Source organism: Solwaraspora sp. WMMA2065 (assembly GCF_030345075.1).
GTDB lineage: Bacteria > Actinomycetota > Actinomycetes > Mycobacteriales > Micromonosporaceae > Micromonospora_E.
In genome coordinates this window covers 370113-387755 of record NZ_CP128361.1, presented here as the reverse complement: position 1 = coordinate 387755, position 17643 = coordinate 370113, and the positions used below count along the sequence as shown (strand labels likewise).

Annotated in this window: 14 protein-coding genes; 3 read left to right on the top strand and 11 right to left on the bottom strand. The window is 72.5% G+C overall.

Going from position 1 to position 17643, the window contains the following annotated elements; genetic code table 11:
* Positions 1–64: 64 nt before the first annotated feature.
* Complete coding sequence (locus O7610_RS01760) at positions 65–1414, bottom strand: aminotransferase class I/II-fold pyridoxal phosphate-dependent enzyme (protein WP_281554016.1); 1350 nt, start codon at positions 1412–1414, stop codon at positions 65–67.
* Positions 1415–1452: 38 nt separating this feature from the next.
* On the opposite strand from O7610_RS01760, the gene O7610_RS01755 reads away from it, so the two are divergent.
* Positions 1453–2124, top strand: a complete 672-nt coding sequence (locus tag O7610_RS01755) for a pyridoxamine 5'-phosphate oxidase family protein (protein ID WP_348650093.1) — start codon at positions 1453–1455, stop codon at positions 2122–2124.
* A 2-nt stretch (positions 2125–2126) separates the two neighbouring features.
* Positions 2127–2801: a leucine efflux protein LeuE gene (gene leuE / locus O7610_RS01750; RefSeq protein ID WP_281554015.1), complete on the top strand. Its 675-nt coding sequence runs from the start codon at positions 2127–2129 to the stop codon at positions 2799–2801.
* Positions 2802–2856: 55 nt separating this feature from the next.
* Here leuE and O7610_RS01745 read toward each other — a convergent pair whose 3' ends face one another.
* The 10 genes from O7610_RS01745 to O7610_RS01700 all read right to left on the bottom strand — a co-directional run bounded on the left by O7610_RS01745 (position 2857) and on the right by O7610_RS01700 (position 12812).
* Positions 2857–3921, bottom strand: coding sequence for a hemolysin family protein (locus tag O7610_RS01745; protein ID WP_281554014.1), 1065 nt, complete (start codon positions 3919–3921; stop codon positions 2857–2859).
* Complete coding sequence (locus O7610_RS01740; RefSeq protein ID WP_281554013.1) at positions 3918–5255, bottom strand: hemolysin family protein; 1338 nt, start codon at positions 5253–5255, stop codon at positions 3918–3920. The genes O7610_RS01745 and O7610_RS01740 overlap by 4 nt, the downstream gene beginning before the upstream one ends.
* 105 nt (positions 5256–5360) lie before the next feature.
* Entirely contained in the window at positions 5361–5744 is a 384-nt protein-coding gene (gene mnhG / locus O7610_RS01735) for a monovalent cation/H(+) antiporter subunit G (RefSeq protein WP_281554012.1), read from the bottom strand.
* Complete coding sequence (locus O7610_RS01730; protein WP_123600656.1) at positions 5741–6031, bottom strand: MrpF/PhaF family protein; 291 nt, start codon at positions 6029–6031, stop codon at positions 5741–5743. The genes mnhG and O7610_RS01730 overlap by 4 nt, the downstream gene beginning before the upstream one ends.
* Positions 6028–6600: a Na+/H+ antiporter subunit E gene (locus O7610_RS01725; RefSeq protein ID WP_281554011.1), complete on the bottom strand. Its 573-nt coding sequence runs from the start codon at positions 6598–6600 to the stop codon at positions 6028–6030. Before O7610_RS01725 ends, O7610_RS01730 begins: the two co-directional genes overlap by 4 nt.
* The gene (locus O7610_RS01720; RefSeq protein WP_289212508.1) at positions 6597–8243 is read right to left on the bottom strand and encodes a Na+/H+ antiporter subunit D; all 1647 of its coding nucleotides are present in this window, start codon (positions 8241–8243) and stop codon (positions 6597–6599) included. The genes O7610_RS01725 and O7610_RS01720 overlap by 4 nt, the downstream gene beginning before the upstream one ends.
* Positions 8240–8725 carry a Na(+)/H(+) antiporter subunit C gene (locus O7610_RS01715; RefSeq protein ID WP_281554009.1) on the bottom strand — a complete coding sequence of 162 codons (486 nt, stop codon included), beginning with the start codon at positions 8723–8725 and terminating at the stop codon, positions 8240–8242. The genes O7610_RS01720 and O7610_RS01715 overlap by 4 nt, the downstream gene beginning before the upstream one ends.
* Position 8726: 1 nt before the next feature.
* Positions 8727–11675, bottom strand: coding sequence for a Na+/H+ antiporter subunit A (locus tag O7610_RS01710; protein ID WP_281554008.1), 2949 nt, complete (start codon positions 11673–11675; stop codon positions 8727–8729).
* Between the two features lie 182 nt (positions 11676–11857).
* Entirely contained in the window at positions 11858–12304 is a 447-nt protein-coding gene (locus O7610_RS01705) for a hypothetical protein (RefSeq protein ID WP_289212507.1), read from the bottom strand.
* A gap of 166 nt (positions 12305–12470) precedes the next feature.
* Positions 12471–12812 carry a hypothetical protein gene (locus O7610_RS01700; RefSeq protein WP_281554006.1) on the bottom strand — a complete coding sequence of 114 codons (342 nt, stop codon included), beginning with the start codon at positions 12810–12812 and terminating at the stop codon, positions 12471–12473.
* A 186-nt stretch (positions 12813–12998) separates the two neighbouring features.
* On the opposite strand from O7610_RS01700, the gene O7610_RS01695 reads away from it, so the two are divergent.
* The gene (locus tag O7610_RS01695) at positions 12999–17615 is read left to right on the top strand and encodes an ATP-dependent helicase (protein ID WP_281554005.1); all 4617 of its coding nucleotides are present in this window, start codon (positions 12999–13001) and stop codon (positions 17613–17615) included.
* Positions 17616–17643 lie beyond the last annotated feature (28 nt).

The window sequence follows — 17643 nt, the reverse complement described above, 5'->3', positions numbered from 1 at the left end:
TCCTACCCGGTTGCGGATTGACCGGAGCGCCTGGGTTGACCGGTCCGAGTGCGGCCCGCGTACCTCACCTGCCGACCCCGGTGAGTCCTGCTGGGCGCAGCGCGTCGCGCACCGCCGCGGCGAGCTCGCCGGCCCGGTGCTCGTCGAGCCCGCTGACGGTGATCCTGATACCCGGCGCGCTGCGTAGCCGGTAGCGGGCTCCGGTGGAGACGGTGAATCCGGCCGCCTGCAGCGCGGCCACCACGTGGGTCTCGTCCGTCACCGGCACCCAGACGTTGATCCCGCTGCCGCCGTGGCTGGCGACGCCGTGGTTGGCGAGCGCGGCCCGCAACGACTCCCGGCGGCGCTGGTAGACCCGGCCGGCCCCGGCCACGGTGGCGGCGACCGAGGGATCGCGCCACAACTGTCCGAGCAGCCGCTGCAGGACCGTGGAGACCCAGCCGGAACCGATACGCATCCGACCGGCCACCCGGCTGAGAGTGGTCTCGTCGCCGGTCAACAGGGCGATCCGCAGGTCCGGGCCGTACGGCTTGCTTACGGAGCGGACGAACGCCCACCGGGGTGTCACGCCGGCCAACACGTGCGGCGGACCATCGGAGAGCTCAGCGGCGTGGTCATCCTCGATGAGCAGCACATCGTCGGCCTCGCGCAGCAGCCGTCGCAGCCGGTCGGCCCGGTCCGCGTCCAGGGCGGCGCCGGTCGGGTTCTGCGCCCGGGTGGTGACCACGATGGCGGAGACGCCGGCGGACAGCACCGCCCGCAGGCCGGGTTCGGTCGGGCCGCGGTCGTCCACCGGCATCGGGACCGGAGTGAGGCCCAGTGCCGCGATCAGGTCCAGCAGGTTGGCCCAGCCGGGATCCTCCACCGCGACCCGGTCGCCAGGGCGCAGAGTGCCGGTGAGCAGGCGTTCGATCCCGTCCAGCGCGCCACTGGTGACAGTGAGACCGCCGGCCGGCAGGCCGTCGTCAGCCAACCGGACCATGGCTAGCGCGGCAAGGTCGGGCAGCAGGCCGGCGTCGGCGTAACCCTGCCCGGACGCGGTGTCGGCCAACTCCCGGGCGACCGCAGCGAGATGTGTCGCCAGCGGCGGCAACAGCCGTGGATCCGGCTCACCGGTGGACAGGTCCAGGGTGCCCGGCGGGGCCGGCGCGGACGGGCCGGGCCGGGTCACGGCGACCGGCGGGCGGGCGCGGACCCGGGTGCCGCGCCGGCCGTCGGTGTCGACGATCCCACGTTGGCGCAGCGCCTGGTACGCCTTGGCGACGGTGGCCGGGCTGACCTCGAGTGCGTCGGCGAGCGTACGCACCGCCGGCAGCAGGGCACCAGGTGCCAACGCACCCGTACGGACACCGGCCTCGACGCTGGCCGAGATCTCGGTCGCGGTCGCACCGGTCGGCTGATATTGTTCTGACACAAATAGCATATTGTACTAGAACAAACTTGGGAGCCCGAATGTATCCCGCCACCGCCCGGACCACCGCCACGCGACACCTCAACCGGGTCACCTACCAGCGCACCGAGGCACACCGCATCCTCGACGAGGCGTACCACTGCTGCCTGGCGTTCGTCGCCGACGGCGCGCCCCGGGCACTGCCCACTCTGCACGTACGCGTCGACGAGACCCTGTACCTGCACGGCTCCACCGCGAGCACGCCCCTGTTGGCCGCCCGGGACCCACAAGGGCTCGCCGTCTGTGTGGCCGTCACCCTGCTCGACGGCCTGGTCTATGCCCGCGCCCAGGCGCACCACAGCGCGAACTACCGGTCAGTCGTCGTACACGGCACCGCCCGGCTGGTCAGCGATCCGGCCGACAAGCGGCGGGCACTCGACGCCCTGATCGACAAGGCGGCTCCGGGCCGGGTCTCGGACAGCCGGCCACCGACGAACCGGGAACTCGCGCAGACAGCGGTGCTCGCCGTCGCTCTCGACGAGGTGTCGGTCAAGGGCCGCACCGGTGACCCCGTCGACGATCAGGCCGACCTCGCACTGCCGTACTGGGCCGGGGTGCTGCCGCTGCGCACCGTCGCCGACCCGCCGCAATCCGCTACCGGAGTCACCCGGGCGGTGCCGACCTACTTCACCACCAGCGAAATTTCTCTCGCCAGCGGACCGGCGGACAGGTGAGGATGACCCCCATGCTGGGCATCACCGACATCTGGACGTACGTCCTGGGCACCGTGGCGATCATTCTGCTGCCCGGGCCGAACTCGTTGTTCGTCCTGTCCACCGCCGCCCGACGCGGCGTGCGGCACGGCTACCGGGCGGCCGGCGGCGTCTTCCTCGGCGACACGGTGCTGATGGTGCTCTCCGCAGCCGGGGTCGCCTCCCTGCTCAACACCCATCCGGCGGTGTTCACCGTGATCAAGTACGCCGGGGCGGCGTACCTCGGCTATGTCGGCGTCACCATGCTCCGTGGTGCCTGGCGGCGCTGGCGGCGGCGGGACGACCCGGGCGCGCCCCGATTGGTGGACGCAGCCGAGCCGGCGGCGGCGCGTCGCCCGTTCCGGCGGGCGACGGTGATCAGCCTGCTGAACCCGAAAGCGATCCTGTTCTTCGTGTCGTTCTTCATCCAGTTCGTCGACCCGGCGTACCCGTACCCGGCGCTGTCGTTCCTGCTGCTCGGCACGATCGCCCAACTGTTCAGCGTCATCTACCTGACCGTGCTGATCTTCACCGGGACTTATCTGGCGATGCAGTTCCGGCAACGGCGCCGGCTCGCCGTGACGGTCACCAGCGGGGTGGGTGCCCTGTTCCTCGGTTTCGGGGTCAAGCTGGCGACCGCCAGCGCCGGAGCAGCGTGACCCGCCGGAGCAGCATGACCGCCGGCCCGGCGAGACCACACCGTCGACGCGCAGCTCAGCGCATCCGCCGTCCCCTCGGGACGGCGTCGGTCTCGTCGTCGAACTCGCCGATGACCTCTTCCAGCAGGTCCTCCAACGCCACGAAACCGATCGGCCGGTCGGCTCCGGCACCGTTGGTGACCAGCGCCAACTGGACCTGGTCGGCGCGCATCGCCGCCACCGCCTCGGTGACGGTCGCCGTCGCCGGCAGCAGGAACGGCCGGCTCATCAGCGACTCGGCGGTCGGGGCTCCGTCACAGGTGTTCGCCCGCACCGCGTCGCGTACGTGCACGATGCCGATCAGATCGCCGGCCTCGCCGTAGACCACCAGACGGGACCGACCGCTACCCCGGGACAGCTCCTCCACCCGCACGGCGGTGTCCGTCCGGGCCACCGCGACGACCTGGTCCACCGGCTGCATCACGTCCCGCACGGTGGTGCGCTCCAGCTGGAGCATCTTGGCCAGCAGCTCGTGCTGGTCCGGCGGCAGCAGGCCGTGCTCCCGCGACTGTTCCAGCAGGATGCGCAGCTCGTCCGGGCCGTGCACCTGGGCCAGCTGGTCCTGTGGTTCGACCCGGAACGCCCGCAGCACGGCGTTGGCGATCGCGTTCAGCCCGGACAGGACCGGCCGGGACACCCGGGCGAATGCCCGGAACGGCAGCGCCAGCAGCAGCGCCGATCGCTCCGGGTGGGTGATCGCCCACGACTTCGGTGCCATCTCGCCGACCACCAGATGCAGAAAGACCACCAGGGCGAGGGCGAACAGGAACGCGACCAGGTGACTGGCCGCGTACGGCAGACCGGCCCGCTCCAGCAGGGGCGCCACCAGCCGCTCCACCGCCGGTTCGGCCAACGCGCCCAGACCGAGGGTGCAGACGGTGATGCCCAGCTGCGCCCCGGCGAGCATCAGCGACAGCTCGCGCGAGCCGTCCAACGCCGCCCGGGCCGCCCGCGAGCCGCCCGCCGCAGCCTGTTCCAGGCGGTACCGCTTGCTCGCCACCAGGGCGAACTCCGCAGCCACGAAGAATCCGTTCAGGGCGAGCAGCACCAGCGAGGTCAGCAACGCCCACCCGGCGCTCACCCGATCACCTCCAGCCGGACCGAGTCGGGCACGTGCCGGTCGACGGAGATAACGTGCAGTACGGCCCGCCGGGCCCGATGATGGCCGTTGCCGGCGGCTGTCTCGTCCAGGCTGATCGAGATCTGGTCGCCGACCTCGGGCACCCGGCCCAGCTCCCGCATGACCAGGCCGGAGAGGGTGTCGTACTCGGGGGCGGTGGGCAGCTCGACCCCGGTGGTGTCGGCGACCTCGTCGATCCGCCAGCGGGCCGGGACCAGCCAGGAGCCGTCCGGCTGGCGGGCCGGGGCCGGCTCCGGGGGGTCGTCCTCGTCCCGGATCGGTCCGACCAGCTCCTCGGCGATGTCCTCCAGGGTGATCACCCCGGCGAAGCCGCCGTACTCGTCGACCACGCAGGCCAGCTGCCGGTGCCCCTTACGCAGCCGGTCCAGCACCGCCGGCAACGGCAAGGTCTCGGGCACCAGCAGCGGGGGAACCATCACGGCCGCGACGGTCGTCATCGCCCGCCGCGACGGCGCTACGGTGAGCACGTCCGCGATGCTGGCGATGCCGACCAGATCGTCGACGCCGTCCGAGCCGTGCACCGGGAAGCGGGAGTGCCCGGTGTCCAGCAGCTCCACCAGCCCGGTCAGTGGCGCGTCGACCCGCACCGTGTGCACGTCGACCCGCGGCACCATCGCCTCACCGGCGGTCAGCTGCCGGAAGTGCAGTCCCCGATCGAGCAGCGTGGACATCGCCGAGTCGAGATGCCCCTCCTGGCGGGACTCGGCGATGATCTGGCCGAGGTCCTCGGCGGTGGCGCCGCTGGGCAGCTCCTCGATCGGCTCGATGCCGACCCGTCGCAGCAACCGGTTCGCCGCGATGTCGAACATCCGGATCAGCGGCCCGGCGACGGCCAGGTAGATCAGGGTCGACCGGCTGAGCGCCCGGGCCAACGTCTCGGCCCGTGCGAGGGCGAGGTTCTTGGGGGCCAGCTCACCGAGGACCATCTGCACCACGGTCGAGATGATCAGCGCCAACCCGACCGAGATGGTCAGACTGGCGGCCGGCGGAACTCCGACCCCGCCGAGCAGCTCGGACAGTCCGGCGCCGAGGTACGGCTCGGCGACGTAGCCGACCAGCAACGCGGTGACCGTGATCCCCAGCTGGGCACCGGAGAGCATGAACGACAGCCGGCTGGTCACCCGCAGCGCCCGGGCGGCAGCCGGGTCGCCCCGGTCGGCCAGGGCCCGGAGCCGGCCCCGGTCGACGGCGACGTAGCCGAACTCCTGGGCGACGAAGTAGCCGGTCGCGACCGTCAAGACGGTGATCAGGAAGAGACCGAAGACGATCAGCACCGGGGGCTCAGCGCTCCGGCGACCGGCGGCCGGAATGTCGGCAGCCGGGTCCTACCCGGCTGGCTACTGCTGCCCTCCTGGGCAGGAGCATCGGTCATGGCCGGATTATATAGTGGCCCGCCGCTGCCCACCGGTTCCGTCGCCGCCGGTGGCGCCCGTCGTGATCCCGTCCGCCTCGTCGGTGACCAGCAGGTCCCGCCGTACCAGATCGGCCCGGTAGGCGGCCCGGCCGATGATGTGGGCCGCGACCGGCGCGGTCGCCATCTGGAAGACCGCGACCATCAGCAGAGTGGCCAGTTCGGTGCCGCTCTGCAGCCGCAACGCCAGCCCACTGAGGAACAGCAACAGGCCGAGAACCTGCGGCTTGGTCGCCGCGTGAATCCGGGCGGCAACGTCGGGGAAGCGCAGCAGACCGATGCTGGCCGCCAGGCTGAGCAACGCGCCGCCGATCAGCAGCGTGCCGGACAGTACGGTCAGCACCCCGTTCACCGTTGCTCCCGTTCGGCGGCGGCCACCGCAGGCGGGCGGGCGGCGACGAACCGGACGATGCTGACCGAGCCCACGAACCCGAGCAGGGACAGCACCACGAGCACCGGCAAAGTGGTGGCGTGCCGGTTGACCGCGGCCTCGGCGGCAAGCCCGCCGACGATGATGGCGATCAGAACCTCGGCGGCCACTACCCGGTCGAGCAGTGTCGGACCACGGATGATCCGCCCGACGGTCAGCAGGGCCGCCACGGCCAGCAGGACGGTCACCACGACAGCCACAAAGGTCATCGATTCTCTCCGTGATGGTCGGCCGGGCGAGGGTCGGCGAGGTGACGCACGTCGTCCGCCGAGCCGACGGCCCGGACGATCCGCTCCTCCAACGCCAGCACCTTCCGCCGGGCCTGCTCGACGTCGTGGTGGTCGACGACGTCGAGCACGTGGACGTAGAGGGTGCCGCTGGCCGGGTCGGCCTCGACGATGAGGCTGCCCGGGATCAACGACAACGCCTCCGCGGTGAGGGTCAGGTTCAGGTCCGTCCGGACTCGGAGCCGCACCGCGAGGACCGCGCTGCGCGGCGTGTGCCCAAACCGGACGGCGGTCCAGGCCACCTGCGCGCTCGCGATGAACAGGTCGACGACGAACCGGACGAGGAAGCGCAGCACCGCCAGCGGCCGGATCCGGCCCTCGAAGGCGACCGGCGGCAGCGGGAAGACGGTGACCACCACCAACGCGACGGCCGTCCCACCGAGCAGGTTGCCGACGGAGAACCGCCCGTAGAACAGGTTCCACAGCACCACCAGAGCGGCGACCGCGACGATCTGGGCACGCCAGCGCGCGGCCCTGGACACCGGACTCATCTGGCTCCTCCCTGCGGGAACACCGCGTCGACGTACGGCGTACGACTCACCAGGTTGGCCGCCGCCTCGGTGCCGATCTGGTACAACGGTCCGGCCAGCACGGTCAGCGCCAGGCCGAGCAGCACCAGTGCGGTGGTCGCGCCGACCAGCAGGGGCGGCATCGGTTCCACCGACCCCGGGCCGTCGGCGGCGAGCGGGGTGGAGGCCGAGTCGGTGGACGGCACCCGGACACCGGACACCGCCCGGGCGGCGGACGGCACGGTCGCCGGCTGCGGGGCCGCAGCAGGTGCCGGTGCCGTCGCCGGACCGCCCGCTGTGGCCTGCGGTGCGGTTTTGCGCCAGAAGGCGAGATTCCACACCCGGGTCACCGCGTACAGGGTGAGCAGGCTGGTCACCACCGCGCCGGCGGCGACCACCCAGACCAGCGGGCCACCGTCGGCGACCCCGGCCTGCAGCAACCCGAGCTTGCCGAGGAACCCGGAGAACGGTGGTATGCCGGCCAGGTTCAACGCGGGCAGAAAGAACAGCGCGGCGAGCAGCGGCGCGGCTCGGGCCAACCCGCCGAGACGCTCCAGGTTGGTGCTGCCGCCCCGGCGCTCCACCAGGCCGGTCGCCAGGAACAGCGTGGTCTGGACGGTGATGTGGTGCACCACGTAGAAGATCGCCGCCGCCAGTCCGGCAGCGGTGCCGAGCGCGATCCCGAACAGCATGTAGCCGATGTGACTGACCAGGGTGAACGAGAGCAGACGCTTGATGTCCGACTGTGCGACCGCACCGAGGATGCCGACCACCATGGTCAGCAACGCGACCACCAGCAGCAGGTCGCGGGTGCGTCCGCCGGGGAACAGCAACGTCTCGGTACGGATGATCGCGTAGACGCCGACCTTGGTCAGCAGACCGGCGAAGACGGCGGTGACCGGAGCTGGCGCGGTCGGGTAGCTGTCCGGCAGCCAGGCCGACAGCGGGAAGACGGCGGCCTTGATGCCGAACGCGAGAAGCAGCATCAGCTGCAGCATCAGCCGCAGGTCGTCGGGGAGTCCGTCGAGCCGGTCGGCCAGCTGCGCCAGGTTCACCGTGCCGGTGGCGGCGTAGATCAGCCCGATGGCGGTGAGGAAGATGACCGAGGAGAGGATGCTGACCACGACGTAGGTCGTGCCGGCCCGGATTCGTACCTCGGTGCCGCCCAGGGTGAGCAGCACGTAGCTGGCGCCGAGCAGGATCTCGAACCCGACGTACAGGTTGAACAGGTCCCCGGAGAGGAACGCGTTGGTCACTCCGGCGGTGAGAATCAGGTACGTCGGGTGGTAGATCGCCACCGGTGTGCTCTCCCGGCCGTCAGCGCGACCTTCACCGATCGAATACAGCAGTACGCACAGCGTCACTGCGGTGGAGACCACCAGCATCAGGGTGGCGAGTTGGTCGGCGACCAGCACGATGCCCAGCGGCACCGGCCAGCCACCCACCCGTACCACCTGGGGTCCCTCGATGTGGGCGGTGATCAACAGGGCGAGCGCGACGCCGAAGGTGACGGTGAGGGCGGCGACGCTGGTGGTCCGCTGGGCGCGCGGATGCCGGGCCAGCACCAGGGTGATACCCGCGCCGAGCAGCGGCACGATCACCGGCAACGGCACCAGGAAGCTCACGGGTCGCTCCGATCGAGATCGCCGGCGCGGGCCGGGGCGGTACGGGGGGCACCGATCGCGTCGATCGGGTCGGTGTCGTTGTCGTCGCTGTCCTCGGCATCGTCCTCGGCGTTGGGTCCCTGGTCGGCGAGGGCGCGCTGAACGATGAGCCGGTCCTCCAGGTCGTCCTGGACCTCGTCGTGGCCGAAGAGCAGCCAGCTGCGGTACGCCATGGCGAGCAGGAACGCGGTGAGCCCGAGCGTGATCACGATCGCGGTGAGGATGAGCGCCTGTGGCAGCGGGTCGCTCATCTCCTCGGCGGCGGTCACCTCGGCGATGGGCGCCCCGCCGGGCCGCCCGCCCAGCAGGATCAGCAGGTTGGCCCCGTTGCCGAGCAGGATCACCCCGAGCACCACCCGGGTGAGACTGCGTTCCAGCAACAGGGTGACGCCGGCGGCGAAGAGCACCCCGACGACCAGGACGAGCACGATGTTGGGCGGCATGTCAGCTCCTTCCTCCGGCGACCCGGTCGCTGCCGGCACCCGGTGCGGTGGCGTTGCCGGCGGCACCCGGTGCGGTGGCGAGCTCGCCCTGCGGGGTGTCGTCCACCTCGACGTCCGGCTCGGCGGACCGCGCGATCTGCCGGTCGACCTCGGCGCCGAGGCTGCGCAGGATGTCCAGGACCAGGCCCACCACGATCAGGTAGACGCCCACGTCGAAAAAGAGCGAGGTGACCAGGTGGACGTCGCCGATCACCGGCAGGTGCAGGTCCACGATGGCGCTCTGCAGCACGTCGGCGCCGACCAGGATCGGGCTCAGCCCGGCGCCGATCGCCAGGAACAGACCGACGCCGAGCACCAGCCCGGCGTCCACCGGTGCCGCCTCGTTGAGTTCGTGGCGGCCACCGGCGAGATAGCGCACCGCCAGTGCCAGTCCGGCCACCAGCCCGCCGGCGAACCCGCCCCCGGGTGCGTTGTGGCCGGAGAAGAGCAGGAATATCGAGTACACCAGGATGGCGTGGAACAGCAGCCGGGTGACCACCTCGAAGATGATCGACCGGCCCCGCGCGGTCTGGGTAGCGCCGCCCCGCAGCCAGATCCGTTGGCGCCGGGACCGGGCCGGCGGTGACGGGCCGCCCGGCCGGCCACCGTGGCCGGCTGCGGTCGCGGCGCCGACCCGGCGGGGACCCGGCCCGGTACGCGGCCGCAGGAACACCAGGCTGGCCACGCCGGTCGCCGTGACGACCAGCACCGAGATCTCCCCCATGGTGTCCCAGGCCCGGATGTCGACCAGTGTCACGTTCACCACGTTGCGCCCGCCGCCGTATTCCACCGCCTGTTCGGGGTAGGCCGCCGAGACGGGTGCCGCGTCCCGGTTGCCGACCGCCGCCATCGCCATGCCGGCCATCACCACACCGACGACGACCCCGAGGGCGATCCGTGCGTACCGGCTGGAGCGCAGTGGACGTTCCGAGAAGTAGATCGGCAAGCGACGGACCACCAGGACGAACACCACGATGGTGATCGTCTCGACGAGGAACTGGGTGAGCGCCAGGTCGGGCGCGCCGTGCAGGACGAACATCAACGCGGTGCAGTACCCGGTCACCCCGGCCAGGATGACGGCCTTCAGCCGGCGTTGTGCCCGGACCGTGGCGATCGCGGCGACCACCAGGACGGCGGCCACCCCGATCTGCGCCGGCGTGTCGTACCAGCGCCACTGCCCGGTCCATGGGCGGGTCACCAGCAGCGCCCCACCGGGCACGGTGACCAGCACCAGCAGGATGATGCCGAGGTACTGCGGCAGCGACCCGCGCTGGGTGGCACCGGTGACCTCCACCGATATCCGGTCGAGCAGGTGGGTCGCCTGGGCGTAACTGGTCGCCCCGTCGGTCGGGGCCCGCAGCCGCCGCTGCACGGCGGCCACCCGCTCCCGGGCCAGGAACAGCGCGGCGCCGCCGACGAGCGCGACCAGGGACAACCCCAGTGCGGGGGTGAATCCGTGCCACAGCGCCAGGTGGTAGTCACCCGGGCCGAACAGTCCGGCGTACGGAGTGAGCACCGTGTCGACGACGCCGGCCGCCGGACCGAGCAGCAGGCCGAGCAGCGCCAGTACGCCGGCCGGCAGCACGAACACCGGGCCGACCGACGCGGCGGTGGTCGGCTCCCGACCGGGCTTGCCGGCGAACGCGCCCCAGATGAACCGGGCGCTGTACGCGGTGGTGAGCACCGAGCCGAGGACGATCAGCGCCAACACGACCGGGTCCGGTGCGAACGCCTCCAGCACCGCCTCCTTGCCGACGAAGCCAAGCAGCGGCGGCACCCCGGCCATCGACGCGGCGGCGAGTGTGGCGGCCACGGCGACCGCCGGCATCCGTCGACCCAGCCCGCTCAGCTCGGTGAGGTCGCGGGTGCCGGCGCACCGGTCGACGATGCCGACCACCAGGAACAGGGTCGCCTTGAACAGGGCGTGAGCGAGCAGCATCGTCGCCCCGGCCAACGCCGGGGCGCGTTCGCCCGCGCCGGTCACCAACACCAGCAAGCCGAGCTGGCTCACGGTCCCGTACGCCAGCAGCAGCTTGAGGTCGGTCTGGCGCAGCGCCGCCCAGCCGCCGACCAGCATGGTGGCGGTGCCGGTGGTGACGATCAGCCAGTACCACCAGGGGTTGCCCGCGTACACCGGTGACAGCAGGGCGACCAGGTAGATGCCGGCCTTCACCATGGCGGCGGCGTGCAGGTAGGCGCTGACCGGGGTGGGCGCGGCCATCGCCGAGGGCAGCCAGAAACTGAATGGGAAGATCGCCGACTTGGACAGCGCGCCGACGAGGACCAGCACCAGCGCGACGGCCAGGTAGCCGCCTGCCGGCTGCGGGCCGGCCGCGATCTGCGACCAGCGGTAGGTGCCGGCCTGCTCACCGAGCATGATGAACCCGACGAGCATGGCCAGGCCGCCCAGGGTGGTCATGATCAGCGCCTGGGCGGCGGCCCGGCGGCTGGCCCGCTTCTCCGGATGATGGCCGATCAGCAGGTAGGAAAAGACGGTGGTCAGCTCCCAGAAGACGTAGAGCAGGATCAGGTCGTCGGCGAGGACCAGACCGAGCATGGCTCCGGCGAATCCGACGAAGTTCGCGGTGAAGCGGCCGAGCCCGGGCTCACCCGGCGCGAAGTAGCGGGCGCAGTAGATCAGGACCAGGGCTCCGACGCCGCCGACCAGCAGCACCATGAGCCAGGACAGGGTGCCCACCCGAAACGCCAGGTCGAGGCCGAGCTGCGGCACCCACCGGTACGTCTCGTCGAGCGTGGCACCGTCGCGTACCGCACCGGTGTTGGCCAGTGCCCAGCCGGCGGCGGCGCCGGGCGCGGCGGCCAGCAGGTAGCAGGCACGCGGACCCCACCAGCGGACCAGCGCCGGCGCCACGAGCGCCGTCGCCAGGTGGACGATGAGCAGTACCAGCACGCATGGCTCCAGGTAGGTATCGTCGCGGGCCCGCGCGCCGGCACGGGTCCGTTGCCGGGCTCGCCGGCCCGGCGGGTGAGGAACGCCGGACGGCGCGTCGCGGCCGTGGCGCAGGGGGTGACGTGGAGGTGGCGGAGGCTCGGGCCGGCCGGCCCCGGACTCCGCCGGGTCGGTGGCCCGGCTCAGTCGGGAATGGGCAGGTGCGCCGCCGCGGTGGTCAGCTGCGCGGCCAGCCGGTCGGGTGGTGCCCGGCTGGAGCAGGGCAGCGTCCCGCGGCGCAGGAGCGGACCAGCGGCCGACGACCGGGCGGCCCGGCCGGTGGCGGATGGCGCGGCGGACCAGGTTGGCGTGGTGACGGTACCGGTCGGTGTGCCGTGGTCGTCACCGGCTGGGCCGGGCCGGGCCGACATGCTCTGCTGCTGCCGGTGGTCGGCGTCGTCGACGCAGTTGCGACCACCGGGCGAGACGGTCTGGTGCAGCAGCGTGGCTCCGATGGAGGCCGGCCCGGCGGCGACGGCGACGGCCGGTACGGCGACCGAGGCGGCACCGTGCACGGCGGTGACGGTGAGCAGGACGAGTAGGACGACGGCGATCCTGCGCGGAGCCGGGAGGTGGCGCAGCTGTGCCATCCGTGCCCCCCTCCGCTGTCGATCCCCGCCAGCCTACCGGTCTTTCGGTGACGGCTGCCTGGCTGGCCGTGCCTGCCTGGCGGTGGCCGGGCCTGGGCGTCGCCGGATTCCGGACTTTGGATGGTAAGCGATCACAGCGGATTCGGTGGTTACCGTACGGTTACCGTCATGTGCCGGCTGGTTCGGTGGGAGCCGTCGTCGGCGTGGCGGGCATCGCCGGGCGGGCCGGCGTCGCCGGTCCGGCGGGTGCGGGCACGTCGGCGAGCGGCAGCCGACCTCGTCGGCTGGCCAACAGCATGTGGTAATGCACGGTGGCGCGTACCCGCGCCCGGTCGGCGGCGCTCGCCGATCCGCTGTCGACGACCAGGGCCCGCAGGGTGTCGGCGAACCGGTCCACCGCCACTGGGTCGAGCCGGTGGTGCCGCAGCCGCAGCAGGGCCACCAGGCCGTCCACCTTCCGGAGAAGCACCTCCGTGTCGTGGTGGAGGCCGCGCTCGACAACGGGCATGGGGGTACTCCTTGAGAGATCGGACGATGACAGAAAGTTACTCCATAACTACTAAGTCGGGCAAGCCAGACCTGCCGGTCTCACCCGAATTTGTGGGATTCGGTCGCTCGGACGGCCCAGCTTCGTCGTACCCGGCGGGCAGGATGGTTCACGCTGGCAGCCGGACGGACCGATGGAGGGACAGCGATGACCGCGGTGTTGGAGCGCTTCGGGGCAGCCACCCGGGAGTGGTTCTCCGCCGCCTTCGCCGGGCCCACCGCCGCGCAGACCGGCGCGTGGGAGGCGATCAGCGACGGCCGGCACGCCCTGGTGGTCGCACCCACCGGATCCGGCAAGACCCTCGCCGCGTTCCTGTGGTCGCTGGACCAGCTGACCCGCTCGCCCGCTCCCGACGATCCGCGGCTGCGGTGCCGGGTGCTCTACCTGAGCCCCCTCAAGGCACTCGCGGTCGACGTCGACCGCAACCTACGTACCCCGCTCGTCGGCATCGGCCAAGCCGCCGCCCGCATCGGTGCACCGGCACCGCAGGTGACCGTCGGCATTCGCACCGGCGACACCCCGGCCGATCAGCGACGCAGCTTCCTCCGGCAACCGCCGGACATCCTCATCACCACTCCCGAGTCCCTGTTCCTGCTGCTCACCTCGGCCGCCCGGGAGTCGCTGCGCGGCGTGCGTACGGTCATCGTCGACGAGGTGCACGCGGTCGCCGGCACCAAACGCGGTGCGCATCTGGCGCTGTCGCTGGAGCGGCTGGACGCGCTGCTGCCGGCGCCCGCCCAGCGGATCGGCCTGTCCGCCACGGTCCGGCCGATCGAGGAGACCGCCCAGTTCCTCGGTGGCTATCAGCCCGTGCAGGTGGTCGCCCCGGCCACGGCCAAGACGATCGAGGTCAGCGTCCAGGTGCCGGTGCCGGATCTCGACCAGCTGGACGAACGCGAGACGGTGCAGGAGGACGCCGACGGTCCGCCGCCGGCCGGCCGGTCGATCTGGCCGGCCGTCGAGGAACGCGTCTTCGACCTGATCCGGCGGCACCGGTCGACCATAGTGTTCACCAACTCCCGGCGCTCGGCGGAACGGCTCTGCGCCCGGCTCAACGAACTCGCCGCAGACCGGGCGGACGGCACGGACCAGCAGTCCGGCCCGCCCCGCGCCGACAGCAGCGGCAACGACCGGCGGTCCAGCACCCGGATGCCGGCGGAGATCATGGCCCAGTCGGACACCGCACACGGCGCCCCGGCAGTGATCGCCCGCGCCCACCACGGCAGCGTGTCGCGCTCTGAACGGCAGCAGATCGAAGAGGCGTTGAAGTCCGGCCAACTGCCGGCGGTGATCGCCACCTCCAGCCTGGAGCTCGGCATCGACATGGGTGCGGTCGACCTCGTCGTACAGATCGAGGCACCGCCGAGCGTCGCCGCCGGCCTGCAGCGAATCGGCCGGGCCGGGCACCAGGTGGGCGCGCTGTCGCACGGGGTGATCCTGCCCAAGCACCGTGGTGACCTGCTGGCCTGTGCGGTGGTCAGCGAGCGGATGTCCCACGGCGCCATCGAGCAGCTGCGGTACCCGCGCAACCCACTCGACGTCCTGGCCCAGCAGATCGTCGCCATGGTGTCGCTCGATCCCTGGCCGGTGGACGCGCTGGCGACCCTGGTACGCGGCGCGGCCCCGTACACCGACCTGCCCGACTCGGCGCTGCACGCGGTGCTGGACATGCTCTCCGGTCGGTACCCGTCGACCGCTTTCGCCGAACTGCGGCCCCGGCTGGTCTGGGACCGCGACGCCGACCTGCTCACCGGACGGCCGGGCGCGCAGCGGCTGGCCGTCACCAGTGGAGGCACGATCCCGGACCGTGGCCTGTTCGGTGTCTTCCTGGCCGGGGCGGAACGGCCCGTGCGGGTCGGCGAACTCGACGAGGAGATGGTCTACGAGTCCCGGGTCGGCGACGTCTTCCTGCTCGGCGCGACGTCGTGGCGGATCGAGGAGATCACCCCGGACCGGGTGCTGGTCACCCCCGCCCCGGGCCAGGCAGCCCGGATGCCGTTCTGGAAAGGCGACCAACCCGGTCGCCCGGTCGAGCTGGGCCGTGCGCTGGGCGCCCGGCTGCGCCAGGTCGGCCGGCAGGACCCGACCGCCGCCCGCGCCGGGCTGCTGTCGTCCGGTCTGGACGACTGGGCCGCCGACAACCTGCTGCGCTACCTCGACGACCAACGCGCCGCCGCCCGCAGCCTGCCGGACGACCGGACGGTCGTAGTCGAACGGTTCCACGACGAGCTCGGCGACTGGCGGCTGGTCGTGCACAGCGTCTTCGGTGCCCAGGTGAACGCGCCGTGGGCACTGGCGATCGGCCAGCGACTGACCGAGCGATACGGCGTCGACGCCCAGGTGCTGCCCGCTGACGACGGCATCGTCATCCGGCTACCCGAAGTGGCCGACACACCACCCGGTGCCGACCTGGTCGCCTTCGAGAGCGACGAGATCAGCCAGCTCGTCGAAACCGCCGTCGGCGGGTCGGCCCTGTTCGCCGCCCGGTTCCGGGAATGCGCCGCCCGGGCGCTGCTGCTGCCACGCCGGGATCCGCGACGCCGGCAGCCGCTGTGGCAGCAGCGGCAACGCGCCGCCCAACTGCTCGACGTGGCCCGGGAGTTCACCGATTTTCCGATCACCCTGGAGGCGGCGCGGGAATGCCTGCGGGACGTCTTCGACATGCCGGCGCTGGTCGGGCTGATGGGCGACCTGGCGGCACGGCGGCTGCGGTTGGTAGAGGTCGAGACACCGCGACCGTCACCGTTCGCCCGTTCCCTGCTGTTCGGCTATGTCGGAGCGTTCCTCTATGAAGGGGACCTGCCGCTGGCCGAGCGCCGGGCCGCCGCGCTGAGCCTCGACTCAACATTGCTCGGTGAGCTGCTCGGCCGGGTCGAGCTGCGGGAACTGCTCGACCCGGCGGTGCTCGCCGAGACCCACCGGCAGCTGCAGTGGCTGGGCGGGCACCGCCGGGTGTGCGACGCCGAGGACCTGGCCGAGCTGCTGCGGGTCGTCGGCGACCTGGCCGACACCGAGTTGCTGGCCCGGCAGGTCGACCCGGGCTGGCCGGCCGAGCTGTCCCGGGCCCGGCGCGCGGTGCGGGTGCGGATCGCCGGGCAGGAGCGGTGGATCGCGGTGGAGGACGCCGGGCGGATGCGCGACGCGCTCGGTGTCGCGCTGCCGGTCGGCGTCGCTGCGGCGTACCTCGCCCCGGTGGCCGACCCGCTCGGCGACCTGGTCGCCCGCTACGCCCGTACCCGGGGGCCGTTCGACACCGCCGCGTGCGCCGCCCGGTTCGGGTTGGGCGCCTTTGTCGTCGAACAGACCCTGCGGCGGCTCGCCGCGACCGGGCGGATCGTGGCCGGCGAGTTCACCCCGGGGCGGGCCGGCACCGAGTGGTGCGACGCCGATGTGCTGCGGCTGCTGCGGCGCCGATCGCTCGCGGCGCTGCGCCGCGAGATCGAGCCGGTGCCGGCCACCGCCCTGGTCCGGTTCCTTCCCCGGTGGCAGCAGGTCGCCGGCCCGGGTCGTGGGGTGGACGGCGTGGCTGCCGCCGTCGAGCAACTGCAGGGGGCGGTCCTGCCGGCCGCAGCGGTGGAACGGCTGATCCTGCCGGCCCGGGTGGCCGACTACTCCCCCGCGCATCTGGACGAGCTCTGCGCCTCCGGCGAGGTCACCTGGTCCGGTGCCGGCGCGGTCGGCGCGGGTGACGGCTGGATCCGGTTGGTGTTCACGGAGACCGCGCCCCTGCTGCTACCGGCGCCGGACCCGGCGCTCACGCTGACCCCGGTGCACGAGGCGGTGCTCGCCGCCCTCGCCGACCAGCAGGCGCTGTTCTTCCGGCAACTGGCCGACCGGGTCAACGCGGCGCTCGCCGGCACCGCTGGCGTTGCGCCCGCCGACACTGCCGATCCGGCCGGGCGGATCGAGACGGCGATCTGGGATCTGGTGTGGGCCGGCTGGCTGACCAACGACACACTGGCTCCACTGCGGGCCGTACTCGGCCCACGCCCGACACAACGGGTCCGCACCGCCGCCGGGGCACGGGGTCGGGCCCGGCGGGTCGGTCGGGAGTTCGTCGCCCGTACCGCCGCACCGCAGTTGGCCGGTCGGTGGTCACTGCTGCCATCCCGCGACCCCGACCCGACCCGGCGGGCGGCGCTCACCGCCGACGTGCTGCTCGAACGGCACGGGGTGGTGACCCGGGGGGCGGTCGCCGCCGAGGGGCAGCCGGGTGGGTTCGCCGCCGTGTACCCGGTGCTGGCCGCGTTGGAGGAACGCGGCGCGGCCCGCCGGGGCTACTTCGTCGACGGACTCGGTGCGGCCCAGTTCGCCGTACCGGGTGCGGTGGACCGGCTGCGGGAACTCGCCAATTCCGATCCGACGCACCGCCGGCAGCCGGAGGCGGTGGTGCTGGCGGCAGCCGATCCGGCGAACCCGTACGGCGCGGCACTGCCCTGGCCGGAGCGACCGGTGGACAGCGCCGACGAGTCGAACGCGGGGCACCGACCCGGGCGCAAGGCCGGGGCGCTGGTGGTCCTGGTCGACGCGGAGGCGGCGCTCTACGTCGAACGAGGCGGTCGCAGTCTGCTCTGCTTCACTCAGGACGGACAGCGGCTCGAGGCGGCGGCCCGGGCGCTGGCCGACGCGGTGAGCTCCGGGGCACTCGGCACCATCACGGTCGAACGCGCCGACGGGGAGCGGGTGCACAGCTCCACGCTACGGACGGCGCTGGCCGCCGCCGGCTTCCGGGCCACGCCACGTGGACTGCGGTTACGGGGCTGATCGTGAACGTCGGGCCAGGCACCGCCGG